Here is a 26,241-nt window from a genome sequence, read left to right on the forward strand (position 1 = left end):
AATCTACTACCATATTAAACAGCAGTTGCAGCTTTTTTAGCTTGAGCAGCTAAAGAAGCAACGCGATCTGAAGGTTGAGCACCTTGAGAAACCCAGTGAGCAAAACGGTCAGCATCTAAACGAAGTTTTTCTGCTTTACCTTGCGCTGTTGGGTTAAAGAAACCGATACGTTCGATGAAACGACCGTCACGCGCATTGCGGCTGTCAGTTACAACGATTTGATAGAATGGACGCTTTTTAGCACCACCACGAGTAAGACGAATAACTACCATGATACAACCTTATAGTTTTTACGGATTATCCCTGCATCGACCATCGATACATTTCAAACCCCTTTCATAGAGGGCAGTATTTTACGTGAATTTCGCCCTGAATGAAAGATCAAATTTTAGGTTATCAGCAGTTAGAATTTATTTATCGGACCAAGCGGAACAAGTATCTGTTGTTACTGGTGAATCCTTACCTTTAAACCAGCATTGGCGCCCTGTAGAATCTATCGTCATAGCGCCAGTCTTAGCTTGGGAACCAATAGGTTTAGCAGTCAATACCCAGTTATGGGTGGGATCTATTTCTGTACTTGATAATTCTAAGCTGTATGTTGCAGAACCAGATTTAGAAATACTACTACTGCCATACACCTTTGTTAAATTCGCTCCATAAAATGAACCATTCGCTAATTTATAACTAGCCAATTTGTTCGCAATTTCCATTAGCTCAACTTGTGCCTCGACCCTCTTCGTTCTTTGCACATATTCCTGATAAGAAGGGTAAGCAATAGCAGCTAAAATTGCGATTATTGCAACCACGATCATTAACTCGATTAAAGTAAGTCCTTTGTTTACTACCATTCTTCAACCCCTTGTCCTGTACAAGCAACAAAAGACACGTTGCTATTTTCACGCGCTTTGCACTTTAAGCCATGGCTTGTGATTAGAAAAGTATATAACCTAGGATCATTATTTACAGGTGAAGCTTTCATAGACCAAGCTGCACCTAAATCTGTTGTAAGTAAATTTGTGACCGTAGTTGAACTTATATCTTTAATTTCAATTTTATATTTTGATTTTGTTGCATCTAAAGTAACACCTGGCACATAAATAATACTTAATGGACTAGTTGTACCTTCATATAAAAACTGAGGATTAAAGTTTTTATATGAAAAATTTTTAGCTTTGTGCCTTTCCAATTGATCAGCTAATTTCAACAATTCCTGCTGGGCTAAAGCCATATCTTTTTTACGCAGATACTCTTGGTAGCTAGGCAAAGCTATCGCAGCTAAAATAGCTACGATAACCACAACAACCATAAGTTCTATTAAAGTAAAACCTTTAGTTCCTGTTTGCATTAACCACCACCCTGAGCATACTGCTCATACCAGCGATTCGGTATAAATTTCAATCCACTTCCATAATCTTTGATTTGAGTTACAGTCGTAGTACCACCTGTTGAGGGTCCTCCATTTTTCTTATCTTCATTTAAAATTAAAAAAGATCGCTTATTATTATCTCCATCTCGACCACCGCCCATAATCGGATCACCTATACCAGCTCCTAAGGTAATGAAAATATTATCTTTACAGTGACCATAAGGTAAACAGAAACGCTGTAAACTTGTCTCGCCGGCTACACCTGCACTACAACTACCTGTAGTTCCTGCTTTTGATGCATCAAAAACAGGCACATAAAGATCCCCTTCTACTGCAACCAATGGAGCAAAACTCTTAAGAATTTGCTTACCTTTAGATACGGAAGCCGTTAAATTCTCCTCTTTGTCAAACAAATAATACCAACCTCCATCACCATCTTCTTTATTAATTACTGGCCGTTTAGTGTTGCCGCTCGATATATCATTAGTCATTCGTGTATCTAATAGACGTAATTTAGAAACCCCACCATTAGTTGTATTTCCTAATGTTCGAGTGCTAAAAGCCGTAGTTGGATATTTGGTTGAATAGTTATCATAATCATATATAACAAATACTCCATCGTAACCATCTGTAGTAGTCACACTTGTAGATTTCCCATACATTGGGCTACTTCTATTCCCTGATGCAAAACTTACAACAGCCACACCTTGAGAATGAATTGTAAATGTAGGTTCGGTATAAAAACGCTGCTTTGTCGAAGATATATCTAAAATTTTATTCACTTGGGAATTAAATTCGCCACTTGTTGGGTTAAAGTCTACACGGAAAGCTTGACCTTTTAGGTCAGCAAAATATAAATGATCCACCAATCCATCATTATTACGATCTACGGTTTTGATTGAACTTACAACACTATAATCCATACCAACACCGCTACCTTTTAATTTAATATTTCGGCTGCCAGTTGTTGTGTTCGTATAATTACCACTTACAGACCATAGCAAATCACCATTATCTGCATCAAACATATAAACACCAGCACCGATTTTATTTGTTTGATCATAGTTAGGCTTTTCATATCCTTCATAACCATTTCTTTTATCTTTAACCCGAACCCCACCAACAAGTTTAGTTGTGTATAAACCATCTCCGTCTGTACCACCAGCATCATAACCACCACCAACAAGCATCACCAACTTTCTAGTGCCGAACCAATTTACATATGCAAGTGTGGGTTTAGACCAACTTTGTCCCATGTGTTGTAGTTCAGAAATGTCATGATACTTAGTTGTTGAACCATGTAAATAATGAGTTTTTCGATTATTTGGGTCGATATGAAACTTAACCTGAGGTCTATCAATATTAGTAAGATCTAACGCATAATAGCTTCGTCCCCCCATACGCATACCACCATATACCCATTGTTTCCCTTCTAAGTTAATTTCCTCCTCATCATCATCATCATTAATAATTGTGCGGGAACCACCATTCACAGTTAACGTCCCATCGGTTTTACTTACATAAACTGTATGTGCAGTCCACTCCCCATCAATACCATAATATAATTTTTCTTTCCCACCTAAAGTGTTACCACTATCATATTTAAATGCTTCACTTTGATTTTCTATTATTTCTTTAGGTAAAAATGTAAATTTTTCTTTGCCTGTTTCTGCATCCAATACATGTAACAAGCCTTGTGTTGAGCCGAACAGAACATAATCTTCACGATTTGTAGTATCTACCGCCTTAGTTACTTTATTAACAAATGGCTTTCCAGACTGCGTAATTAAAATAGGCTTTGAATGTAAAATAGCTCCTATTTGTGCTACACGGTCAGAGATATCTCCTACTGGTAACCCTTGCAAATCCTGTCCACCTGTTGCATTTTCATAACCCAACAGGTTCATTAATTCTTCACGATATGGTGCTGTTGCATCTAAATTATATGAAGTCGAAATTGCCTGACGTTCAATTTGATTTGTGTCTGGATCAAATGAGCTCAAAAGTAGATTTTGCCCGATTTCAGTATCTTTATATGTAAAGTCAGTGAAAATTATCCGTTCTTCAGGTTTTAAGTCAGCATTGTACCCTCGCATTAACTGACTTAAAGCACCATATCGAAATGCAATTTCAGGTGAGCTATTACTAAAGTTTGAGTTATTCCATTGGTCTATAACATTTTTAATTTCATCACTTTGCATTACAGGCTGAGCACCACTTTTCGTGCCATATAAAGAACCATTGACCGCAAAATATTTTTTTAAATTACCGTACCATGTTTGCTGTTTTTGCTCTGTGGCTACCTTGGGTACAAATTGTGGGAAATAACCATAAGGCTGTATAGCAGAGCTATTTAAGGCATCTACAGGTATAGTTGCTGTCCCAGTACTAATACCAGGAATTGATGTATTAACCGCTCCCAAAAACTTATTAAAACTATTAACAATATCTTCTGTAGATTCACCTGAATACCAACCTCCTTTACCTCTAACCCCCCATTTTGCGGTATTTCGCACATTCTGTGAAACAGTAGAATATGCATCAATTGCCGTTTCAGTCTGTGCTGTATTAGGGATGACTGTAAATCCTTTACCAAAACCAATTACAGCTGTGAGAAAATTAACTTTAGATTTATTTTTTGTACTATCAACTAGTGAGTTATTCAACTTATATATACAATCCCAACCTTCTTTTGTTCCGTCACAAGCAAAACTTGAATCATCTAAAGCTGCTCTAACCAAAGCACGTGTACCCGTATTATTTCCTAAATCATTCGGCTCACCATCGGTTAACACATATATGCCTTGCGCATGACATTCTTTAGCAGCATCAGACAAAGAATATTGATCTTTAATAGATTTAGGCTGGATATATGTGCTTGTATCACGAGTATCAACCGAACTTTCAGACCAATCAAACCCTGTAGGCGTTAAGCCTTTTGTACTTTTACCCATTAAATATGCAGCCGTTTCAGCGTAGGAGTTGGCTGTTGGTGTGCCAGAAATAGGATTAATTGCCAATACTTTTTCCAATATCAACTGGCGCTGTTTTATCGTCCGCCCACCCACTATCACATCTGCATTTAATGCTCTTGCAGGAACCAATATCGTCCCTGCATTACGCGTATTATTGCCGCTTACAGCACCTAACGTAGATAAACCCAATATAATTTTATCATCTAATTTTTCAACCGTAGTACCTTTACTATCCGTCCCTCCAACTAATAGCAATACTATTGCATCTTTTAGTCTTGTAATACGATCAAGTTTAGTATCAACTAAAACGCTTTTATTATTGTACCCATTACATGTATACCTATCATATGTTACTCCACTAACAGTTTTAGAAGACTTTGAATATCCATATGAAGATAAACTTTTATCAAAATCACATGCAGCAAAGGCAACACTATTTGTAGGATGTGTAACACGCATACTCCCAGAAACATCTAGCATCATCATTAAGGTGGTAGTAGAACCACCCGTTGTTGGTGCTTTATAAATATCAATATCACTTGCACCCACACTGCTACAAATCAGTGCTGTAATAGATGCCGACAATACTGATAATCTTGCCTTAGTTAAGGCAGTATGATTTAAAATTTGACTCATATTCATTTTATTTCTCCTACCTTAATTCACTTGGCGCAACTGATATTCCATTTCTTGACTACTATATGGAACATTCAATTTTGATAGACAATCAGCAACACTATCTTTGGTTACACCATCTACAACAACATTAAAACTTGGGTAATCCATCACACACTTATTAATTTCATCTGCAGACGCTGTAGATAAATTTGGAATAAATGAAGTTGCGTTCACAATAATGGTGCCAATATCTTTACCACCATAGGTCTCTGAGTCAGAACCCTCATATTTGTGCGTCCAATCCTTACGATTCTCTGTAGCAGACCGAACCCCTACTCGAGTCATCACTGCATTTCTATTAGACACATAGTCATTACTTTTATTGCTCTTACAATACCCATCCTGACCTAAATCATTTTTTTTAATTGTTGAACCTTGCCAATAAACGATACTTGCTTTACCTAAATTATATTTATCTGTTGACTCATTCTTACGCACACAATAAACAAGTTCTTTACCCTTGTTTTCATTCTTATTCGCAAATCCAATCATGCCATTATCAAGCTGTAATTCAGCAATCTTCAATGCATCATCGGTATATGCTTCCAGTTGAAAGAAAATAGCATCAGAGTTCTGTACCAATAAAGACTGTGCTTGAGCATTAGTAGTAATATTCAATGAGGTAATCGCCCCCCTAATTGCCCAAGTCCCCACAATCATTATCAGCAACAATAAAACCAAGACCACAATTAAGGTATTGCCTGTATGTTTTGTTTTCATGGCTTACTCCGCTTGATTTTTCACACCAAAACCATTACGCAAAGCAATTGTTTGAGTAATAACTTGTCTTATATATTTAGAATTACTATTGTGGGAAATGAGTTCTTTGTTCACCAAATCCAATACAGTAAAGCTTGTTTTGTCTGTACCCTTAGAAACTGCTTCAGGTGATCGCAATAAAATCCCCATTTGTATAGAAACAATCTGAGGCTTATCTGCAAGTTTTTTATATTCGGAAGGTGAAACATATGCAAACTGGTCCATCACCCCATCTGGAGAAACTCCCGTGTCTTTAGCAATACCAAATAGCACTCTAAAGTGTTCAACATTAGGTATTAGCATTTCGCCATCACCCGACAAATTAAATACAGTTTCATTATCTCCTGAATACTCATAAGCTTTACACCGTAATGAAAATGACTTAACACCAGATGCATTTTCCTCTTTTACAAAATAGCGCTGCACAACAAATTGATTAGGAAGCACCCGCTTTCCTTCACAATTGTATTGACTACCAATAGTATTTTTATATTGAATGACCAACTGATCACTCTTAAGATCTTTTAAATTACTAGGCCCCACTGCTGAAGTTGTCAAAAAACTTTCTAACTGAGTTCTAACATCATCGGACAAAGTGGATGCAACAGATGTAAGGTTTTCAGCTTTTAGAACGATACCACCATGCTGAGTATCTACAGTCATGGCTGCCTGATTAGAATCGATATTAGAACGACGAATATCTTTAACAATATAATCTAGACCAAATATCCCACTATTTTGTATATTTGCCGCACCTTGCTGAAAGTTTATTCCCTGATTTGCTGTAACAAATACCTGAATTGCTGCAGCACTAATCAACAAACCTAAAGTCAATGCAATCATAAGCTCAAGTAATGTAAAACCACGTACTGTATTCATGTTCCGTATGCCTCCATCACCAAACAAGTCGCTCCAGCTACATAAACCCCATCACTCATACAGGCAGATACATTCGTTGCACTAATTATTGTATTTCCCCAAGCGATATACACACACTCACGATCCCCTCCCTGACATCTATCTATTACAAGTTTCATCCCAGCTTGTCTAGCAGCTCCAAGCACCTGACTCACATCGTAAGACACCATCTCAGCACGATTACACATCGGTGTTGTGCTAATTGTTGTCGCACTGGAATCAGCTACCTTACAAGCCTTAGGCTCTCCAGAAGAAGAACCATTAATTTTTGTTTTATATTCAACCAATTGTGTTCTATTTACTCTTATTCTTTCAGCAAGATCTCTTGCCAAAGACATTGCTACAGTTCTATCACTCGCCTCCTGCATCGCATCTAGCGCCCTAAACTGCAATGCAGAAAAACCTAATACAGCAATGGAAAGTAAGACCAAAGACACCAATACCTCTATCATTCCAACACCTAGCTGATATTTAGTATTCATGTGCAACTCCCCACTTTTTCTTTTGTTTCAATGTTACTAATCAAGCCACTTTTGAATATTTTTATTGACTTAATCTCTCTCACCTTCTCATGACATAATTCAAACACCAAATCTTCCGTATCCTGCCATTCGATAATTAACTTTGGATTAGTTAATGGGTCTTCATCCAAATTTGGATCGTAATTAGGATTCCTTACATATCTTTTAAGTGAAGTTGTTCTTTTATTTGCTAAACCTACAGGTGAAAAAGTAATACCTTCAGGAGTTGCTTTTGCAAGAACATGGATTTGATCATTACCAGGCAACCAGTAAAACTGATGGTCTGTGTTTGTTGTATCTTTAAATTCAAGTGAAACTTCTTTTCGCAAAGCAATCGCCGTTCCACGTACTTTAGCCATCGTTTGAGCTAACTCTCTTGCACTTGTATCTAGTTGTTTTTTATACACTAAAGGCATAAGACTCGGAGCCGCCATCATCACGATAATTGCCATCACCGCAATCGTCACCATCAACTCAATTAAGGTGAACCCGTTTTCTTTTTTTCGCATACTCCCCCCAAGACACAGACTTTGCCCTATTAAAAATAGTAACCAACAACTTTACAAAAACCTCACACTTCAGGATAAAAGGCATAAAAAAGCAGATAACCGTCATTCAACGGTTATCTGCCTATTTTTAATCAGTTTTTTAAAGTGTTATATGCTTCGCAGTTTAAGCCTGTGTTACAGGAATACGTAACTCTTTGGGCAAACTAAAGGTAATATTTTCTTCGCGGCCTGCCAGCTCTTCAGGGGCAGTTGCACCCCAGTCTTGCAAACGCTGAATCACTTGTTTGATTAAAATTTCTGGTGCAGAGGCGCCTGCAGTTACACCAATCTTTGTATTCGGTTGAAACCATGCTTGCTCCAACTCGTCTGCATTATCCACCAAATAGGCGTGTTTCCCCATACGTTCGGCTAACTCGCGCAAACGGTTGGAGTTAGATGAGTTTGGCGAACCCACCACCAACACCACATCACACTGATTAGCCAAGTCACGTACAGCGTCCTGACGGTTTTGGGTGGCATAACAAATATCGTCTTTACGTGGCCCTTGAATATTCGGATATTTCTGGCGCAAGGCATCAATGACTTTAGCAGTGTCATCAATCGACAAAGTAGTTTGCGTTACAAAAGCCACTTTATCTGGATGCTGAACCGCAAGTGCAGCCACATCATCTTCATCTTCTACCAAATAAATTTCACCACCATTTTTCTTGTCATACTGACCCATCGTGCCTTCAACTTCTGGGTGGCCTTCATGCCCAATCAAAATGGCTTCGGTGCCTTCACGCGCATACTTAGTCACCTCAATATGCACTTTGGTGACCAACGGACAAGTTGCATCAAACACTTTTAAGCCACGACGCTCTGCTTCTTGCTGCACCGCTTTAGATACACCATGCGCACTAAAAATCACAATATTGTCATCAGGCACTTCGTCCAGCTCATCGACAAAAATTGCACCACGCTGACGCAAGTCGTCCACCACAAATTTATTGTGTACCACTTCGTGACGTACATATATAGGTGGGTTAAAACACTCAAGGGCACGATTTACAATCGCAATTGCTCGGTCTACACCTGCACAAAAACCACGTGGATTCGCCAATACAATTTCCATAGAACCCTCTATGTTGAAGTTAAATAGGTGGGATGTTTTAAAATTTATGCCAACAAAAGCCATCTTGGCTATTTTGTTTAAGGGGCGTCTACTCTAAAATAGAGAAGATATTTTATCATATCAGGAAAAATATCATGTCGGGTCTATTGTTTGTCGTTTCTGCCGCTTCAGGAACAGGCAAAACATCCCTCGTTAAAGCCCTGCTTGAGCGTGTGAATAATTTACACGTTTCAGTTTCTCACACAACACGTGGTCAACGTCCCGGCGAACTCGATGGTGTGCATTATCACTTCACGCAAAAACAAGATTTTATTGACTTGGTAGAACAAGGCGGTTTTATTGAGTACGCAGAAGTGTTTGGCAATTATTACGGCACAGCCCAAGCCACAGTGAAAGAGCAGTTAGCCAAAGGTCACGATGTGTTGCTTGAAATTGACTGGCAAGGCGCTCAGCAAGTACGCAATCTTTTTCCTGAATCGAAGCAAATTTTTATTCTTCCACCAAGTCAGTTTGATTTACGCGAGCGTTTATCTAACCGTGGCACCGATGCTGTCGATGTGATTGAGCATCGTCTAGGCTGCGCAGTTGAAGATATGCAGCAATATGTCAATTTTGACTATGTGATTATTAATGATGACTTTAATAAGGCTCTGCACGATTTAGAATCGGTGATTACGGCTAATCGTTTGGTGATGGCGCAGCAGGCACATCGTCATCAAGCCTTGATTCAAAAGTTAATTAGCCCGCCAAGCGCGTGATTAAAACTTGAGTCTATAGGCAAAGCACCTTATACTGCACAGTCTGTTTAAATTTATTATTCGAACGAGAATTCTTATGGCACGCGTTACCGTTGAAGATTGTTTAGACCATGTAGACAACCGCTTTGAGCTTGTACTAGTGGCAAGCAAGCGCGCGCGTCAATTGGCACGTCAAGGCATTGAGCCAACTGTAGAGTGGGACAACGACAAACCTACCGTTGTTGCTTTACGTGAAATTGCAGAAGGTCACGTTTCTAAAGACATTTTGAAACAACGTGATCAAGATTATCAAACTTCGAGTCTTGACCTCGCACTTTCAGCAAATAACTTGAATTTAGATGGTTTTTCTTTCCAATAAGAACGACTTTCTGAAAAAGCCTAGTTTTTTACTAGGCTTTTTTGTTGTCTGAACTTTAATCTTGCGCTAAAAACCGTTATAACATAAGGATTAAGACCTAATTTTAAATGGTCTAATGACCTTATGTTTTGGTACGAAAAAAATTGACAAGTCATGCAATATGCTTTTCATTATAAGGTCTAACTGTAAATTCGTTATCACTTGTATTTTAAAGGGTGTTATATGCCAGGCGTAGAGGTTAGCCAAGCCAAACAACAGCTTCAAGCCATGATCGAACCTTACCTTAACGTAAGTGAAGTCGAACAGGTGCTTACGGCTTGCGATTATGCCGAACATGCGCATGATGGCGTTACCCGTAAAAGTGGTGAACCGTATGTGTTACACCCGATTGCGGTCAGTTGTATTTTGGCGCACATGCGTTTGGATGCCGACACGCTCATTGCTGCCCTATTGCATGACGTCATTGAAGATACCGACTACAGCAAAGATGACATCACGGAGAAATTTGGACGTACCGTTGCCGAACTAGTCGATGGTGTGACCAAACTTAGCCATTCCAGCGACAAGGAATACAACAAAGCCGCATCGTTCCGTAAAATTCTGCAAGCGACCTTACAGGATCCACGTGTCATTATTGTGAAACTGGCAGACCGCTATCACAACATGACCACACTAGATGCGCTGCGACCAGACAAACGCGCACGTATCGCCCAAGAAACCTTTGATGTGTTTGTACCTATGGCACGTATCGTGGGTATGAATGAAATGGCGGATAACCTTGAACATCTGTGTTATCAAAACCTAGATTTAGATATGTATAACGATGTGCAAGCTGCCCTTTTGCACACCAAACCAAAACGCTGCGAATACCAATCTAAATGGGAACAAAATCTTGCCGACCTACTCCAAGACAATCAAATTACCGGTCGGATTAAAAAGAAAAATAACAATATAGAATTACTGCGCCACTTTGTTAAAAACGATATTGATCTACAAGAACTGACCCACAGCCACGCCTTCGAAATTATTTTACAAAGTATTGCTGACTGTGACCGTTTGGCTGATATTTTACGTGACAGCTTTCAGGTCTTACATTATGAAGATCATATCCGTCGCCCACTGCCAGGTGGCAACCAATCGCTAATGATGCGTCTAAAAGGTGAGCAAACTACCTTATCACTCACCATTCAAACCGAATTGATGCGTAAAGCCGCACGTTTTGGCGTGGTCTTGGGTGAAAACGCACCACAAGCTTGTCGTTCTGCCATTCAAGCCTCTATGAAAAGCTTGAATGTGTTGATTGATGGTGAATGTGCCAAAACTACATTTAGCGATTTACTGGATTATCTGCACCAAGAGAAAATTCATGTTTATACCCCGCACGGACACTTACATGAATTGCCGCAAGGCGCCACCGCGGTTGATTTTGCCTATGCAGCCAGTTTGTTCTTAGGTAACCACGCCGTCGGTACAAAAATTAATGGTGAAAGCAAACCGCTGTCAACACCACTCATCAGCGGGCAAGTGGTCGAAATCATCACCGATGTGTTAGCCACACCAAACCCAGACTGGCTAAGTTTTATTAATACCCAAAAGGCCCGTCGTGCCTTACAAAACATTCTGCGTGATCAGGATATTGAAGAACAGCGTTTGGTGGGACAGCAAGCCCTGAACCGTGCGCTGAAATTGTTTAATCACTCGATTCAAGACCTGACTGAGGCAGATTGGTTAAATGTGTTGCAATGGCGTCATATCGACTCCAAAGACCGTTTATTTGAGCAAATTGCAGTCGGTGATTTATTACCGCAGTTGGTGGCAAATCACATTTACGCACTTGATCAGGATAGCAACGAACATTCTGACCGTCTGATTCAGGGCACAGAAGGCATTGACGTGAAATATGCACACTGTTGCAACCCTGTGCTGGGCGATCCGATTCAGGGCAACTTGTCACGTCGCGGTTTGATTGTGCATCGTGCGCGTTGCAATAACTTACTGCATGAGCAACATCAACATCCTGAAAATATCATGCCGCTACAATGGACTTCAGAAGATGTCGATGACGTGAGTTTTACCGCTTACCTCAGCATTGATATGGATATGAATGACGAACAAATTTCCGATTTGATCTATCAATGTCGTAAAGCCAAAACGGGAGTAGAAATGGTGCGCAGCCACGATGGCAAGACTCATGTGAATATTGTGGTCAATAACCGTAAGCAAATTGCCAAAATTATTCGTGATTTGCGTATGCACTACGGTTTCCCACGGATTAGCCGTTTAGCGCGTCCCATCAGCATTGCAGAAGAAGCCAAAGCTTGTTAATTCAATGCGCTGCATGGTGATATTGCCGCACATTCAAGCGATTTTGCATAACTGACTCATCAGGCTACTGAAAGCTAGTCGGATGGTCTATGATGTTCGTACATTATTTTAGGAGAAATCAATGTCTCGCCAAGTCATCCATACTGAAAATGCACCTGCAGCAATTGGTACTTACTCTCAAGCCATTTTAGTGGGCAATACTGTTTATTTATCAGGTCAAATTGGTTTAGACCCATACAGCATGGAATTGGTAGAAGGGATTGAAGCGCAAATTCGCCGCGTATTTGACAACTTAAAGGCCGTTTGCGAAGCGGCTGGTGGCTCTTTGGCCGATATTGCCAAGCTCAATATTTTCCTGACCGATTTATCTCACTTCCAATTGGTCAATCAGATTATGGGTGAATATTTTGCACAACCTTACCCTGCGCGTGCAGCCTTAGGTGTGGCTAGCTTACCTAAAGGTGCTTTAGTTGAAATGGATGGCGTGGTGATTATCAATTCATAAGTCATTATCATTCAGATACTTAAAAACAAATAAACGATGCCACCTATTAAGTGGCATTTTTTAATTCAAAAACCCAATTACAATAAATGACTTTTCAAATGATTTTTATTGACAAACGATAATAATTATCAATAATAACACTTATCTTATTTCATTATTGTGGTTGCATTCATGTACGTTTGCTTATGCCGTGGTATTACAGATCAAGACATTAAAGAAGCCGTTGCCAATGGTGCAGACAGCTATCGTGAAATTCGCGATATGTTTGACTTGGGCACCTGTTGTGGTCGCTGTGCGCCTGAAACTCGCACCATCATTAGCGATGAAATTGCACAAATTGCGTCTCGTCTTGCCGTTGCTGCCTAAAGCTGCCGTTTTATTGCTCTCCCGCATTTCAGTATTATAATTTTTACTCGGTGTTTCCTCTCCCGCTTTCGACTACAGCGGGTTTTTCTTGGCTTACATTTCTTCACACCGCCTAGCTAATTGTTTTTGATTGCGATTTTCATTTGCGGTCTGGGGTCTATTTATACTTCATCTATGTTTGCGACTACGCATATTTTTTAGCTGATATAAGGCATGGGACAGGAAATTTAGTCATTCTAAATGACTGGCACATAACGCAATAGCAGCAAAAAATATGCTTGTCCTGAAAGGCTGTGGCTAAAACTTTCTCAGATTGCGTTATGAAACTTGGCAATAGTCTCGCTATTCCCTTCGTTTCATGCCTGATCTGCTCAGTTTTAGCCGACAGCGCAAACCATTTGTGAAGTATAAATAGCCCCTAAATCACTCGCCATTTTGCCTAGTCTTGTTTAAGATAGAAATATAGATTGCCTTAAGCGGTTTAAGGCAGAAATTGTTGATGGAGTGCTGCAATGAAAGGCAATCGTGATGTGATTAATCAACTCAACCAAGTTTTGTATCATCACCTGACTGCAATTAACCAATATTTTTTACATTCACGTATGTTTAATGATTGGGGCATTGAACAACTCGGCTCGGCTGAATATAAAGAGTCGATTCGTCAAATGAAACATGCTGACAAAATTATTGAACGTATTTTATTTTTAGAAGGGCTGCCAAATTTACAGCACTTGGGCAAATTGTATATCGGTCAGCATACAGTTGAAGTTTTAAACTGCGATGTGCGTAAAGTCCAAGAAAATATTGAAGCGATTCAAAAAGCGGCGGTTTTAGCAGAGCAACAATTGGACTATGTAACCCGTGATTTGGTTCAGGAAATTTTAGAGAAAGAAGAAGAATATTTAGATTGGGCAACGACACAGCTTGATTTGGTTGAAACTGTGGGTATTGAAAACTATATTCAAAGCCAACTCTAAGATTCATCTGGTTTAGATAACTCAAAAGACTGGTTTTCCAGTCTTTTGTTTTTTGGGGCACTTTACCTAAAATTCAGCATCTTGCCTATCTCTAATGAAGAAGCTCTCAATATCAATATATTTTACTTATGCGCATTTTAAATTCTTGGATTTATAAAAAAGTATTTATAACGCAAAAAAATGTTTCATGGGTTGCATCTGTTGATTCAATATCCGAATAATAAAAATTCCATAATCCTGTTTTTTATAAAAAATAGCATGTGATGATGATCGTGACGGCGTATTCCCTCGCCAATATCAACACATGCATAACCAATCAGCGGTGAACTCACTAACAAATGAAAGGTATTTTCCAAATGTTGCGTGTATTGGTCAGCTTGAGCTACACCAAAATTAAGTAAGGTGTATTCATAAATAGCAGTGAAGTCGTCGACAGCTAAATTTGATAGCTTATACACGATGCTTCTGCTTCACTTGAGCCGCAATATCTTTTAGGCTAAGTGTACTTTCTCCACTGTTCTCACCTGCTTCAATCGCTTGCTTTAAAGCTGCAGTTTGATTTTCTTGCTGCTCCAATAATCTTAGTGCAGATCGCATCACTTCACTGGTTGAACCATAACGTCCAGATTCAATCAGTTTGCCCACAAAGTTATCGAGTTGTGGGCCAATTGTTACACTTGTAATTCTCGCCATCAGCATGCCTTATTGTTTGAATAGATCATACAATTTTAACACAACTCCCTTTATCTGAACAAAAGTTCAGCATCTCTTTAAATTTTCGCACATGAAATCAATTTTATAATGAATACCCCCTCTCTTTTTAAAGAGAAGTTGGGAGAGATTTTCAACATTGAAAATTTTCACCATATTTGGCTCACTATTTTCAAATCCCCCTCCTTGCGCTACACAAATCAGCGCGGCTTTGCCTCATCCAATAAAGTCGCATAATCCACATTAACCTGCCACAAAGTGCTTAACAACCATAATTGCTTTTTGGCTTCTGCTTCATAACCGTTAAATGCTAATACGCGTGCATATTTCAATAAATCGTAGCGGGTTGGATAATTCAACACAATTTCATGGATATCCTGCAATTGATCAGGCGTTTGTAGGCTATAAGGATTTAAACGAATCCACGCAATACGGCGGTTAAATTCTTCGAGTACCCAAATACGCTCTTGATGGGTGATTTTTTCAGGTGTGTGTTCGTAGCGTACCGACTGATTCAGTTTTGGCACCATCACCTCATAATCCCGATAAATCAGCATCAACAACAATGCGCCAAGTACAAAAGTACTGCGTAAATAAATTGCAGATAAAGTGAAGTTTTTAAACACACGTTGTGATTGAACCATGCCGATAATAAAACCTACAGGCAGCAAGAAGTAGGCATAGTTTTGTGGAAATTCCAGCATGGCATGTACACTAAATGCACCGAGCATTAAAATCCCCACAACCGATTCCACCGACTGGGTATATTTATGCAACTGGTAAGCCCAATAACCCAAATACGCCAAAAATGGTACGCCTAGTATCACACCGTTCCAAAGTAAAAAGTCCAAAATAAAATTGTGTGCGCTGCGAATCCACACAGGACCTTGTACAAATTCACTAACCGTGACATACGCCACACTGGTTTGATGCCAACCATAGCCCCACCACGGTTGATGTTCAATCGCAGCGAGCATTTGCTGCCAAATGGCCAAGCGCGACATATCACCTGTGGCGCGTTGTACCACATCACGAGATTGCACTGAAAGTTCTGCACTTTGTGAGAGTAGTTGACTGAAAGCAGGTACGATAAAAATCAGCCCAATAAATGCCACAAACCACAGTAAGCTATAGCGCCATTTTATCCGCATCACGCCACGGTATTGTTGATAGCTCAAATACGTCAAGATGCACAGCGATGCCAACCATGAAGTACGCGACTGACTCAGTACCACACCGACCAAAATCATTGCGGCTGCAATCACAATCCACAGGGTTTTAAGTTTTTGTTTTTCGTATAAATATAGGCATGCCATAAGTGACATCACCAAAAAGGTCGCCATGTTATTGGGTTGGGCGAAGTTGGCATAAGGGCGTTGTCCAATTTTAATATCCACCATCATTGGCAGGTATTGATCTAGTGTGAGCCACTGGCAAATTGCCATGAATGCAGTGATACTTCCCACGCCGAGTAGCACATAACTAAAGCCTGTAAAGATACGTTCACGTTCAATATTATTTTGCGTGAGGTTATAACCAAATATAATTGCCAACCAAAAACTGAACATATACACACTGCTGAGCAAGGCTTTGTCAAAGAAAAAGACTAAGCCTAAGCCCCACTGAATGAGCGGAACACTGCACAGTGCTAGTAAGGGCAAGCTGATTTTGGGTATCTGTAGTTTTTCTTTAAAAAGGCTGGCTGCGAGAGCAAATAAGGCAAAAAATGCGTAGAGTTCGCCTGTATAAGTAACCCACGGACGGTAGTGAATAGGCAATAGCCACGCTAGGGAGATGAGGATGGCAGCCAAAAATAGCAATGCAGATTTCATAAGAAAAACAGACCAAAAAACTGGCTCTAGGTTATATTTTTTTTGGCAAGATGATAGTGCTTTGTACAGCAAGTTTGATTGGAATTCTGCCAGTTTTAAAATGGGATGATCGCATGGGGAATAGTGAAATTCCCGATTTTTCATTTAAGCGATTATTGCCATGGTCTTAAATCCACGATTTTTATTACATCGCCTTGCGCATCGACCAATACGGTCATATCGACATTTACGGCTTTTAATGGCACAAAACCAGTGGCTTGTGGGTATTTTTTAACTATGGCTTGAACGACTGTTTGTTCATTATATTGCTCTAAAACCACAAGTTTTTGCATACGTTGCTGGACTTGAGTTTTTGCATTTGAAATATCAACATAACGCTCAGGCTTATGCGCCAAAGATATTCCACCCATCACTTCGGCGAACATATCTTCATTACGTGTTTCACTGTCTTTGGCAAACTCTACCGCAACATATTGCGGCTTACCCCATGATGGATGCTGATATTGTGGCAAGGCTTGGGCAATTTTTTCTTCGACAATATCGTTATTACGCACCAACTCAAAACGATCGACATTATAAGCTAGCCATACAGGACGACCTTCTGCAATACTATAGAGACCAAAACCTAGCGCGCAGAGTTGCAGCACAATAATAACGGTCAAGTCCATTTTTAAGGTCTTTTTGCCTTCTTTATAGACAATAAAGCCAAGCACAGGTCCAATAATGACATCAATCGCCAGTAGCATCAAAAAAATATGCGTAACCCCGACAGCAGTGGCTAGCGGTGTTGGGTACCAAATAAAAAACACTAGCAGCATTGCAATCAACGCAATAACGCAAGATATAGCGATATGACTGAGAAAAAAAATTAGGCGCTTAGACATAATATTTCACAACTTAAAAATAAAAATACTTTAAATTTGCCTAATTGCATTAAAAAATCGCTGAAACTCACCATCTAGCACGATAAGTTTACCTAGTATTGTGTCAATATTATCATAATCATTCAAATATACTCCATCAGATAACATATATAAATCAACAGAATTCAGCTCATTATTAACTCTCTTATGATGTTCTTCCAACACATCTACTTTTGAGTTTTTTTTAGAAAGTATCACCACATGATACTTTAAATCCTGAGAAAATGTTGCTGAAATACGTTGCTTTTTACTTTTTTCTATTTTGATGGAAAATTGAGTTTCTATACCTTGTATGTTTTTAACATCCCTATCAAGAGAAGAGCAAAAATCAAATATTTCATTACGCTTCCACCCTATATCCATTTTTATATCAATAAGATGTGAAATAACGCCAGTATTTTCTAGAATGAAAATATCAGGATAACAAATACGTTTAGTGGAACCAAATTGAATTGGCTGATCTATATAGTACATACAGTCGCGACAATTATTACTTTCAATAAATTTTGCAAATATTTCTTCTGCCTCGCCAGCAATAGACTTACTACGTCCACGAATAATATTTTCAGAAATATTTTTTGAATTTTGCTGTATTTTATATAATTCAATTATTTCCTTTAAAAAATCTTTATTCGACATTAAAATTACCTTCTCTTAAATAAAAAAGACTGGCGAACCAGTCTTCTTTTAATCTAATTTATATATTAACGACAATCAGCAGGAGCATATTTTGCTGGTAAAGTACCTGCAGTAACAGGCATACTACGCGCAGTTGCCGCACGAGTCTCAACAGAACCACATGCCCAATCAACAACTCCCGACTCGTCACCAGCTAAAACCGTATCAAGCGCAGTAAAAGTACCTCCAATACTTACAGATGGTTTTAGAACAAGTGTTGCATCAGTTGGAATTGCACCTACATTGTCTTTATTATAAGTAATTGTAATTTCACCATTACCATCATCTATTTGTACGCTATCCACATATTTTGAAACTGCGCCCTTATTATCTTGCTGTTCATTCCAAGTTTCTGCAGCGACCGTAAGATCACGAGCACTTGCAACCTCATTAATTGCTGCTTTTGCCCCAGCAGCCAATGTTAGGCCCTCTGATACACGTGTACGAATTGTATAGTCTTGGTATGCTGGAAGTGCGATTGCAGCCAAAATACCGATGATTGCTACAACGATCATGAGTTTATTACATTCCATAAGTCACTTTATATGGACACGCTCCAAACTGTTGAATTCTATTCATTTACTCAATTTTATATTTTGTCCATATGGACATGCTTTTATAACGACAAATTTTTCACGTTTGTCCATATCCTAAAAAATGCTTAAGGTGTTAAAAACGTGTTTTAGTCCGCCTAATTAAAAATGAGCAATCTCCAAAAGAGACTTTTTGTATTCATACCGACCTTAAAATTTTATGTTTGTTATGCGTCATGCGAAATATAAAAAATTTTATGCTCAAATGAAGATGAATGATGACCAACAATGAATGCATAGAAATACATCTAGATGCTGAAACAAAGCAATTGGCAGAACGAACTGCCGCTATTCTAGCTTACGCTACACTCACCGAATTTTTTATTTATTTAATTCAAAATCACGCACCGCAAGTTTTACAACAACACGCTCATATTCAGTTAAGTCATGCTCAGTTCGAGCAATTTATTGAAGTATATAAAACTCAAAATAAGGTCCCTACCGATTAAAACAGGCTGTCTAGCTTTTAGATAAAGAAAATTTTTAAGGAGCAGAAATGAAAGTCATTACATGTGCTGAGTTGGAAGACAATTTAGCGGATATACTCGATTACGTTATAGACGATCATGCACCTGTACTTATTAATAGAGAAGAAAACAAGCCGTGGTGATAATAACTCTAGATGATTCTAATACCTTTAAAGAAACAGCGTACCTACTCAAAAGTCCTGCCAATGCAAAACGGTTACGCGACTCAATCGCGCAAATTGAAGCAACTGAAACAACGTGTCATAAACTCGGTAAAGAGTGAGATTGAGATGCACTAACGATGGTAGAAATAGCGCCCTACTATACCCAGAAAATTTCAAGCGATAGACTTCAACATAAAGAACGACATTACAACACCTAAAAAAGAACAACCAATATATGTGATAAGCATCACACAATGACAATATTTGTCCAAAATACAAAATTAAACCTGCCAATAATTGTCACTTTTTAACAAAAATATACAGTCGAATTAAAAGTCTTAATTTTTTTATGTGTAAGGTGCTGTTTTTCTGTGTAAATTGTCTATAATAAAAGTTGGCACGTTTAGTGCTAATATTAAAATAGCTTACAAAGCTTATAATTAAATTAACAACATTTGTGGAGAATGTTATGAATACAATGCAGAAGGGCTTCACGCTCATCGAACTTATGATTGTTGTCGCTATTATTGGTATTTTGGCTGCTGTTGCAATCCCTGCCTACCAAGACTACACGGTACGTACCAAAGTATCCGAAATGATTGTTGGTGCATCTTCACCAAAAAGTTTGATTAGCGAAGCATTCCAAACTGATGGCGTAAATGGTGTAAAAGCTGCTGCGACTGAATATAATGCGCGTGGCTCTAGTGAAAAATCAAGTAAATATGTTTCAGATATTCAAATCAACGACACTACAGGTGCAATCACTGTAACCTCCGCTACTACTGGTGACAGTGGTTTACCATTAGCTGCACAGGGGAAAACTATTAACTTCATTCCAAACGTGCAAAAAGCCGCTTTGGATCAAGATACTGTAGGTTCAATTGACTGGGCATGTGTTTCTGATACAAATACAACGGCAGATGACCGTGGTTTAACTGCAATCACTCCTCTTGGTGATATGCCATCTAAATATGTTCCTTCTGAATGCCGTTAATATTTAGTGTTATACCAAAGATTTATTAAAAGACTGGTTCGCCAGTCTTTTTTATTGACTATTCTACTTTAATGAAATTACCTACCTATCTTCGACAAGACTTAGCAGCACCTACACTCGGTACATGGCTGTATTCACTCCTGCTTATTCTCTTACCCAATGTCGTATTTTTGGTTTTTACCCATTATGCTGGGGTATCTCGCCCGCTCCTGAATATCGATTATCTGCTTGCCTTATTATTTTTAACAATACCTTGGCGACCGATACGTCTCTTGGGGGGTGTATGTTTAGTGCTCGCGTTGATTAGCGATGTGCTGATGTTAGTGATTCAGCTCTTTCCCTTTATGGACTTGGCAGCGATTCGCTATCTAGCGCGTTTTATTCCTATTGCTCCGCTGAATTATATTGTGATCAGTTTGTTTTTCTTCTGCTGTACAGTAGTGCTATTGGGGCTAATCTTTTTCTTTTCTCGACCTAAATATCTAAAGCCACCTTATCCCACTTTCATCACCGCCTGCCTTTTAATCACTAGCTACGTGGTGATGCAAACAGGGCTCACTTATACCTCGTTTACTGCTATTTTAGGGCGTGACAATTTTTATTATGCACACAGTCAGAGCCTACTTTATAAACAGCTAATTAGCGATGACTTTTATAGTCTCATGGCAACCACACCCCAACTTACCACTTTAGCCAGTAATAAAGAACGCATTGCAGATCAGCTCATCCAGCCAACTTCCCCGCGTATCTTGTATGTTGTTGCCGAATCGTGGGGACAGTTAGCCAATGCCCAAGCACAGCAGGCGATTTTACAGCATATTTTCCAACAAAAAGAACGACTAGATCATCTAAGCACAGGTTATAGCAAAGCCTATTCTGCTACGGTAGCAGGTGAATTACGCGAGCTTTGCGGGCTACAGCTAAAACAGGGCGGTTTTGCGCTGGGTAATTTAGCCGCTGAACAATTTGACAACTGCTTACCCAACCAGCTCAAACAGCGCGGCTATCAAACCATTTCGCTACATGGTACAAATGGTTTATTGTACGACCGTACAAGATGGTATGCTAAAGCAGGTTTTCAACGTACTTTATTTGGTGAGCACTTTCTCGGGTTAAAGCGCTGTGCTGCTTTCAAGGGTGTTTGTGATAGCGAGCTTATGACGCAAGTTGGGGATATTTTTAAACAACACCAAAATAATAAATTATTTTTATATTGGATGACACTCACCTCACACCAACCTTATGCCAAAAAGGATATCTACAATAAACGCTTTGATTGTGAGCGTTTCAATATTCAATCCGATAGCGACGTCTGCCACAACGCACAGCTACAAACCCAATTTTTTGATGAACTCGCAAAATTAATTCAACGTCCAGAAATGCAGGGGGTCGAAGTCATTGTCGTGGGTGACCACCCCCCACCCTTATGGGGCGAAGAAGACCTCGTCCACATCATACCTTGGAAAGTCAGTTGGTTGCATTTTCGAGTAAAATAGATTGAATGTAAAATAATTGTCACTTTTTGATATAAAACGTGACTTTTATAAAAAAGTAGATAATAAGCTATTGAAATAAAATAAAATAAATTTTGGCTTGTTTTTTGCTTGTGTCTTTGTAATAAATGACAAGGGCGCGACTATGAAAAAACAACAAGGATTTAACTTAATAGAGCTGATGATTGTTGTAGCAATTATTGGTATCTTAGCCGCTGTGGCAATCCCTGCTTATCAGTTTAATACAGTTCGGGCAAAGATAAGCGAGGCACTCATACAAGCTGCTTCAGCAAAAGCACAGGTGAGTGAAGCATTTATTGCAGATGGTCTTCCTGCTGTTACAGGTCTAGCGACCAGTTATAATGCAATTTTAGCTAGTGAGAAAGCAACAAAATATGTTGACGATATTCAGATAGATAATGATGGTGTGGTCACGGTAACATTAACAAATAGCATTAGTTCAGGTTTTCCAACAGATGCCTTAGGTACAACGCTTGTACTCACGCCAAATGTAAAAGGTGCAAAAATTGCTAGTGATACAGGTAGTGTGGATTGGGCATGTGCATCAACAACCAACCGTAATGCAACAACTAAAGGATTGGTTGCAAATCTAGGAACATTGCCTGCAAAATATGCTCCTCCAGAATGTCGCTAGTGTTTATGTAGAATCATTTTGGTATAAACTCATCCATATATCGACCAACTCAAGTGATTATGTCAAAGCGTCTCAAATTCTTTTTAAGCCATCTATCCATATCTATCCTGATTGCACTATTCAGTATGGTACTGGTGTTCTTGGTCTGGTATCCCTTACCCTTAGCAAAGGCTGTCGGGGTGACGCACATCTTTTTGATGCTACTGGCAATTGATGTCATTATTGGTCCTGTACTAGGTTTTGTAGTCTATAAAGAAGGCAAAAAAACACTAAAATTTGATCTTAGTGTCATTATTCTCATTCAAATTGCGGCTTTATGTTATGGCGTATATAGCATCGAACAAGGTCGCCCTGCATGGTTGGTTTACAATGTAGATCGTTTTGAGTTGGTTAGAAAAAATGAATTAGTTGATACGAAAATTCAGCAAGCACAGCCACAATTCCAACAACCTTCATGGTTTAAACCGCAATATGTGGCTACTGAATTTGCCAAAGACACACAACAACGCAATGATGAAATGTTTGCAGAAGTTTTAGGGGGTATTTCTATTGCACAGCGTCCAGAACGTTATGTAGAACTCACTCAAGCCAAACACCAAATCCAACAACGTGCATTACCACTTGTAGAACTGCAACAGTACAACTCAAAAGCAGACGTTGAAAAAACTTTAGCCAAATATCCAAAAGCAGATGCGTGGCTACCCTTAAAAGCCAATGCTGTAGATATGGTGGTATTAGTCAATAAAGAATCTTCGAGCATCATCAAAATAGTAGACCTCAGACCGTGGAAATAAGTTTAACGGCATATTTTTTACTCCGTTTATTAAAAAGCCACTAAGTTCATAAACTGAGTGGCTATATCAATCAAATAGTCCGAGTACTTTGCCTCAACTCAAAATTTTCTAGCAACAACGAATTGCACTTTTCCAGCAGTATTTCATAATCTTCTTTCAGCTGCTCATAATCACTTTTCACCGCTTTGGTCTTAGTTTTCGCTTGCTCAATTTGCTGGGCAGGCGAAAGAAGATTTTGCCCCGCTTGCTGTGCAGCTTGCTCAATTGCCTCAATTAATGCAGCATGACGGCTCTTTTTAATCGAGCCTCGTTTACGTCCAGCCTCCATTGCAACCGTATCGTTATTAATGGCAGAGCCTTTCGGTAGAACAATCGGTTTGTTAGCTTTTAATCGCTCTAAAGCAGCGTAATAATCATTAAGTGCACTCATATTTTACACCTCAATATTAATCGTTTTAATTTTTTGAATCATTTTGTTTAAAGCCAAAATCTCACTGTCCATTTGCGCGTATAGCAGACTGTTCTGTACTTGCATATCTCGCTGCCGTTGTAGTCGCTGAACCGCTTTTTGTATTTTTTCAGCACTTGTTGCATCAAACACAGCATGGGCACAACTCAAACAGCTCGTAATAGCCGTAAAAGAAATTTTTTCGCAAGAATCAGGGTTGGTACATGCGCCAAACAAGCTAGGCTTATAGGCAATTTCACCCTTTTTCATACGCTTAATGGTTTCATCACGGTTTGGAAATACTGTGAGTAATTGCTCGCGGTCTTTTTGTAGCTGCAAATAGGTTCCTGCCCCACCAAGTAAACGGCCAGCACTATTAATTACACCCTCTTCAAATTGCGCATAAGAATGTACCAAGCGCTGATATTCCAGTTCTTGAATAAACTCTTTTTGACTGTCACTCACTAAAATATTTGGTGCAAATACCGCATTATTACGGTAATACAACGTCATAGACTCTGTTAGATGCTTAAATTGGACTGACAAAGCGCCAAGTCCGATCATGCCTGAACGAGCGCCATAAACTGCAAGCGAACGTCTAAATTGATGGGTACAGATATTCCAGTACTCACCAACTTGGCAGTCTTTTTCTTCTCGCCAATTGCGAAAACCATCAAAAGCTTCAAGCTCGGCGATATCACTTTCTGTGATTTTCACCCCCTCTCCAAGCAAGACAGAAATACGGCTTAAATACTGATTAAAATTAGACTGTGTTCGAGTCGGGGCACCTGAAAAATTGGAAATAAAATCCTTTTTATTTTGCTTATTCCGATTTTGCAAATAACGCGTTGGAAATAATGGGTATTCAGCAGGATTAGACATATCATAATGTGAGTTGAGCAGAGCGTAGATTTCACCAATGCTTTGTGCTGCACGCACCCCAAACTGGATATCTTCAAACGTAATCCAATACGTAGACTTGTTGCCACCCCCGTGTAATTTTGATGTATAGCCCATAATGACATGCACAAGATGCTCATTACTTTGAATAGTTTGATAGCAATCAGAAGACAGCTGATTCACTTCATTATCACGCATCCCTGTAAACAGATGAATCCACAACTTGGCCATACCTTGAATCAGCGTCATGTAACGGGTGAGGTTGGCATGTTTTTGAATCTGGTTATTTTCAAACAGTGCCGTTAAACCGAGCAAATCTCGAGCATCAGCAAAACTTACCGCATTTTTTTTACGCTTAAATTCTGTCGGCATCAAAGCAAAATTTGCATCCTGCTGCTTGCGCTGAAACCATTTCAGAAGTGCTGATGCATTTTGATTAAATTCATTCAATTTATCTGCTAAAGCATTAATTAAGGCTATATAAAGCCGTGAAGGGATCAACTTGGTTTGTGGGCCTACTTTGCCTGACTGCAACCTGAGTTGAGCAGCCAACTTTGCTAAATGCTCTATTGGCTTATATGTACTAAACGCAGGAATGAGCAATGGGTATTGCTGTTGTAAGGCAAAACAATCCGTTAAAAATGCTTTAATGTGAATGGCTTTTTGATAGCTCACACCAACATAAGCATCATTTACTTTTGACATATAACCAACATCGCTAAATAACTGCTGCAATGTACAGCCATTCTTATATGCAATTGCTGCAAACTGGCGTAAAACCGTATGCCGCTGTTCAATACTTTTAATAATCGATTTACCAGATTTTATATAAAGCAAAGCAAAACTGATTTTTTTCATTTCTGCCCGAATTTGGCAAAAGAGAAAATCATCTTCACGAGCATTTTCAAGCCAACTATCAAAATTCAGGCGACAATCACACTTCGGTAAATATGGAGAAAGATCCCAGATATTGTCTGAATAAACTGACAATATCTCACCACTCTTCATTCGCGATAATACAAAAGTACTTGGAACAGTCAGCTGATTATTCTGTAGATTGTACTCATCAGGTAAGAACTGCTCAGCAATACCCAATGAATATAGATATGAATTAAATGAACTCATGATATCCACCCCAAATCAATTAGCAATTCAAAATGATTGAGCCAATAGGCATCTAAATCACCACTTTCTACTTCTTCTTGAATTGAAAAAATACGATCACGTAAATTTTCATAAGTATCTGATAATTCGTTGAGTACTTCGTCAATGCGATGTAGCACAACCCCAAACTGCTGTTCCCACTTGATTAAGTCCGTGGCTTTTTGCTTAATAGATCTCTTGCATAAATCAAAAAACAACCAATTTAGTGATTATTTTTCGTACCGATCAATAAGCCATATTCGGTTATCATTGTTGCATGAACTACTCAAAAGTAAAAACATTGCCAAGCCAGCAGT

At 39.1% G+C, this 26,241-nt stretch carries 29 protein-coding genes and 1 pseudogene; 12 read left to right on the forward strand and 18 right to left on the reverse strand.

The window, feature by feature from the left end; all coding sequences use genetic code 11:
* Positions 1-14: 14 nt before the first annotated feature.
* From rpsP to ispH, 9 genes are all read right to left on the reverse strand, one after another.
* A complete protein-coding gene (gene rpsP, locus FTT91_RS03895; RefSeq protein ID WP_005094274.1) occupies positions 15-272 on the reverse strand; it encodes a 30S ribosomal protein S16 in 258 nt (85 codons plus the stop codon).
* A 138-nt stretch (positions 273-410) separates the two neighbouring features.
* Positions 411-848: a type IV pilin protein gene (locus tag FTT91_RS03900; protein ID WP_168526208.1), complete on the reverse strand. Its 438-nt coding sequence runs from the start codon at positions 846-848 to the stop codon at positions 411-413.
* Positions 842-1,345, reverse strand: a complete 504-nt coding sequence (locus FTT91_RS03905; RefSeq protein WP_168526210.1) for a type IV pilin protein — start codon at positions 1,343-1,345, stop codon at positions 842-844. The genes FTT91_RS03900 and FTT91_RS03905 overlap by 7 nt, the downstream gene beginning before the upstream one ends.
* Positions 1,345-4,983 (reverse strand): hypothetical protein, encoded by a 3,639-nt coding sequence (locus FTT91_RS03910; protein ID WP_179995904.1) that lies wholly within the window; start codon positions 4,981-4,983, stop codon positions 1,345-1,347. Before FTT91_RS03910 ends, FTT91_RS03905 begins: the two co-directional genes overlap by 1 nt.
* Before the next feature lie 15 nt (positions 4,984-4,998).
* Complete coding sequence (locus tag FTT91_RS03915) at positions 4,999-5,739, reverse strand: hypothetical protein (protein ID WP_179995903.1); 741 nt, start codon at positions 5,737-5,739, stop codon at positions 4,999-5,001.
* A 3-nt stretch (positions 5,740-5,742) separates the two neighbouring features.
* Positions 5,743-6,657: a PilW family protein gene (locus tag FTT91_RS03920; protein ID WP_168526216.1), complete on the reverse strand. Its 915-nt coding sequence runs from the start codon at positions 6,655-6,657 to the stop codon at positions 5,743-5,745.
* Positions 6,654-7,178: a type IV pilus modification protein PilV gene (pilV, locus tag FTT91_RS03925; protein ID WP_168526218.1), complete on the reverse strand. Its 525-nt coding sequence runs from the start codon at positions 7,176-7,178 to the stop codon at positions 6,654-6,656. Before pilV ends, FTT91_RS03920 begins: the two co-directional genes overlap by 4 nt.
* Positions 7,175-7,726: a prepilin-type N-terminal cleavage/methylation domain-containing protein gene (locus FTT91_RS03930; RefSeq protein WP_168526220.1), complete on the reverse strand. Its 552-nt coding sequence runs from the start codon at positions 7,724-7,726 to the stop codon at positions 7,175-7,177. Before FTT91_RS03930 ends, pilV begins: the two co-directional genes overlap by 4 nt.
* 163 nt (positions 7,727-7,889) lie before the next feature.
* On the reverse strand, positions 7,890-8,840 hold the full coding sequence (gene ispH / locus FTT91_RS03935) for a 4-hydroxy-3-methylbut-2-enyl diphosphate reductase (protein WP_179995901.1): 951 nt from the start codon (positions 8,838-8,840) through the stop codon (positions 7,890-7,892).
* Positions 8,841-8,974: 134 nt separating this feature from the next.
* Here ispH and gmk point away from each other — a divergent pair, with 134 nt between their 5' ends.
* The 6 genes from gmk (at position 8,975) to bfr (ending at position 14,129) form a co-directional block, all read left to right on the forward strand.
* Positions 8,975-9,598, forward strand: coding sequence for a guanylate kinase (gmk, locus tag FTT91_RS03940; protein WP_004974513.1), 624 nt, complete (start codon positions 8,975-8,977; stop codon positions 9,596-9,598).
* 76 nt (positions 9,599-9,674) lie between these two features.
* Positions 9,675-9,956, forward strand: coding sequence for a DNA-directed RNA polymerase subunit omega (gene rpoZ / locus FTT91_RS03945; RefSeq protein WP_004809957.1), 282 nt, complete (start codon positions 9,675-9,677; stop codon positions 9,954-9,956).
* A gap of 222 nt (positions 9,957-10,178) precedes the next feature.
* The gene (locus FTT91_RS03950) at positions 10,179-12,281 is read left to right on the forward strand and encodes a bifunctional (p)ppGpp synthetase/guanosine-3',5'-bis(diphosphate) 3'-pyrophosphohydrolase (protein WP_180037799.1); all 2,103 of its coding nucleotides are present in this window, start codon (positions 10,179-10,181) and stop codon (positions 12,279-12,281) included.
* A gap of 121 nt (positions 12,282-12,402) precedes the next feature.
* Positions 12,403-12,786 carry a RidA family protein gene (locus FTT91_RS03955; protein WP_004809961.1) on the forward strand — a complete coding sequence of 128 codons (384 nt, stop codon included), beginning with the start codon at positions 12,403-12,405 and terminating at the stop codon, positions 12,784-12,786.
* 171 nt (positions 12,787-12,957) lie between these two features.
* Positions 12,958-13,152: a bacterioferritin-associated ferredoxin gene (locus FTT91_RS03960; protein ID WP_167846362.1), complete on the forward strand. Its 195-nt coding sequence runs from the start codon at positions 12,958-12,960 to the stop codon at positions 13,150-13,152.
* Positions 13,153-13,664: 512 nt separating this feature from the next.
* Positions 13,665-14,129, forward strand: a complete 465-nt coding sequence (bfr, locus tag FTT91_RS03965; protein WP_180169005.1) for a bacterioferritin — start codon at positions 13,665-13,667, stop codon at positions 14,127-14,129.
* 206 nt (positions 14,130-14,335) lie between these two features.
* Here bfr and FTT91_RS14725 read toward each other — a convergent pair whose 3' ends face one another.
* From FTT91_RS14725 to FTT91_RS03995, 6 genes are all read right to left on the reverse strand, one after another.
* Complete coding sequence (locus tag FTT91_RS14725; protein WP_373686100.1) at positions 14,336-14,587, reverse strand: type II toxin-antitoxin system RelE/ParE family toxin; 252 nt, start codon at positions 14,585-14,587, stop codon at positions 14,336-14,338.
* Positions 14,580-14,822, reverse strand: a complete 243-nt coding sequence (locus FTT91_RS03975; protein ID WP_180169006.1) for a type II toxin-antitoxin system ParD family antitoxin — start codon at positions 14,820-14,822, stop codon at positions 14,580-14,582. Before FTT91_RS03975 ends, FTT91_RS14725 begins: the two co-directional genes overlap by 8 nt.
* 218 nt (positions 14,823-15,040) lie before the next feature.
* Positions 15,041-16,672: a PglL family O-oligosaccharyltransferase gene (locus tag FTT91_RS03980; RefSeq protein WP_180169007.1), complete on the reverse strand. Its 1,632-nt coding sequence runs from the start codon at positions 16,670-16,672 to the stop codon at positions 15,041-15,043.
* A gap of 152 nt (positions 16,673-16,824) precedes the next feature.
* A complete protein-coding gene (gene tfpZ / locus FTT91_RS03985; protein ID WP_180169008.1) occupies positions 16,825-17,556 on the reverse strand; it encodes a TfpX/TfpZ family type IV pilin accessory protein in 732 nt (243 codons plus the stop codon).
* A gap of 30 nt (positions 17,557-17,586) precedes the next feature.
* Positions 17,587-18,234: a hypothetical protein gene (locus tag FTT91_RS03990; RefSeq protein ID WP_180169009.1), complete on the reverse strand. Its 648-nt coding sequence runs from the start codon at positions 18,232-18,234 to the stop codon at positions 17,587-17,589.
* A gap of 65 nt (positions 18,235-18,299) precedes the next feature.
* Positions 18,300-18,788, reverse strand: coding sequence for a pilin (locus FTT91_RS03995; RefSeq protein WP_306670663.1), 489 nt, complete (start codon positions 18,786-18,788; stop codon positions 18,300-18,302).
* A 293-nt stretch (positions 18,789-19,081) separates the two neighbouring features.
* On the opposite strand from FTT91_RS03995, the gene FTT91_RS04000 reads away from it, so the two are divergent.
* The 6 genes from FTT91_RS04000 (at position 19,082) to tfpZ (FTT91_RS04025) (ending at position 23,433) form a co-directional block, all read left to right on the forward strand.
* Positions 19,082-19,315: a DUF1778 domain-containing protein gene (locus FTT91_RS04000; protein ID WP_257229566.1), complete on the forward strand. Its 234-nt coding sequence runs from the start codon at positions 19,082-19,084 to the stop codon at positions 19,313-19,315.
* A gap of 154 nt (positions 19,316-19,469) precedes the next feature.
* Positions 19,470-19,616 (forward strand): type II toxin-antitoxin system Phd/YefM family antitoxin, encoded by a 147-nt coding sequence (locus FTT91_RS14735; protein ID WP_257229567.1) that lies wholly within the window; start codon positions 19,470-19,472, stop codon positions 19,614-19,616.
* A gap of 359 nt (positions 19,617-19,975) precedes the next feature.
* The gene (locus tag FTT91_RS04010) at positions 19,976-20,491 is read left to right on the forward strand and encodes a pilin (RefSeq protein ID WP_373686102.1); all 516 of its coding nucleotides are present in this window, start codon (positions 19,976-19,978) and stop codon (positions 20,489-20,491) included.
* A gap of 71 nt (positions 20,492-20,562) precedes the next feature.
* Positions 20,563-21,987, forward strand: coding sequence for a sulfatase-like hydrolase/transferase (locus FTT91_RS04015; protein ID WP_180169012.1), 1,425 nt, complete (start codon positions 20,563-20,565; stop codon positions 21,985-21,987).
* A gap of 142 nt (positions 21,988-22,129) precedes the next feature.
* Complete coding sequence (locus FTT91_RS04020) at positions 22,130-22,639, forward strand: pilin (RefSeq protein ID WP_180169013.1); 510 nt, start codon at positions 22,130-22,132, stop codon at positions 22,637-22,639.
* A gap of 59 nt (positions 22,640-22,698) precedes the next feature.
* Positions 22,699-23,433: a TfpX/TfpZ family type IV pilin accessory protein gene (gene tfpZ, locus FTT91_RS04025; protein ID WP_180169014.1), complete on the forward strand. Its 735-nt coding sequence runs from the start codon at positions 22,699-22,701 to the stop codon at positions 23,431-23,433.
* Positions 23,434-23,503: 70 nt separating this feature from the next.
* Here the strand turns inward: tfpZ (FTT91_RS04025) and FTT91_RS04030 are convergent, their stop codons facing one another.
* The 3 genes and pseudogenes from FTT91_RS04030 to FTT91_RS04040 all read right to left on the reverse strand — a co-directional run.
* The gene (locus FTT91_RS04030; RefSeq protein ID WP_180169015.1) at positions 23,504-23,863 is read right to left on the reverse strand and encodes a hypothetical protein; all 360 of its coding nucleotides are present in this window, start codon (positions 23,861-23,863) and stop codon (positions 23,504-23,506) included.
* A gap of 3 nt (positions 23,864-23,866) precedes the next feature.
* The gene (locus FTT91_RS04035) at positions 23,867-25,906 is read right to left on the reverse strand and encodes a hypothetical protein (RefSeq protein ID WP_180169016.1); all 2,040 of its coding nucleotides are present in this window, start codon (positions 25,904-25,906) and stop codon (positions 23,867-23,869) included.
* Positions 25,903-26,115: pseudogene (locus tag FTT91_RS04040) on the reverse strand (hypothetical protein); the annotation flags it as partial. The gene FTT91_RS04035 and the pseudogene FTT91_RS04040, both read right to left, overlap by 4 nt.
* Between the last annotated feature and the right edge of the window lie 126 nt (positions 26,116-26,241).

It is taken from the genome of Acinetobacter sp. YH12021, from assembly GCF_013420145.1.
GTDB lineage: Bacteria > Pseudomonadota > Gammaproteobacteria > Pseudomonadales > Moraxellaceae > Acinetobacter > Acinetobacter towneri.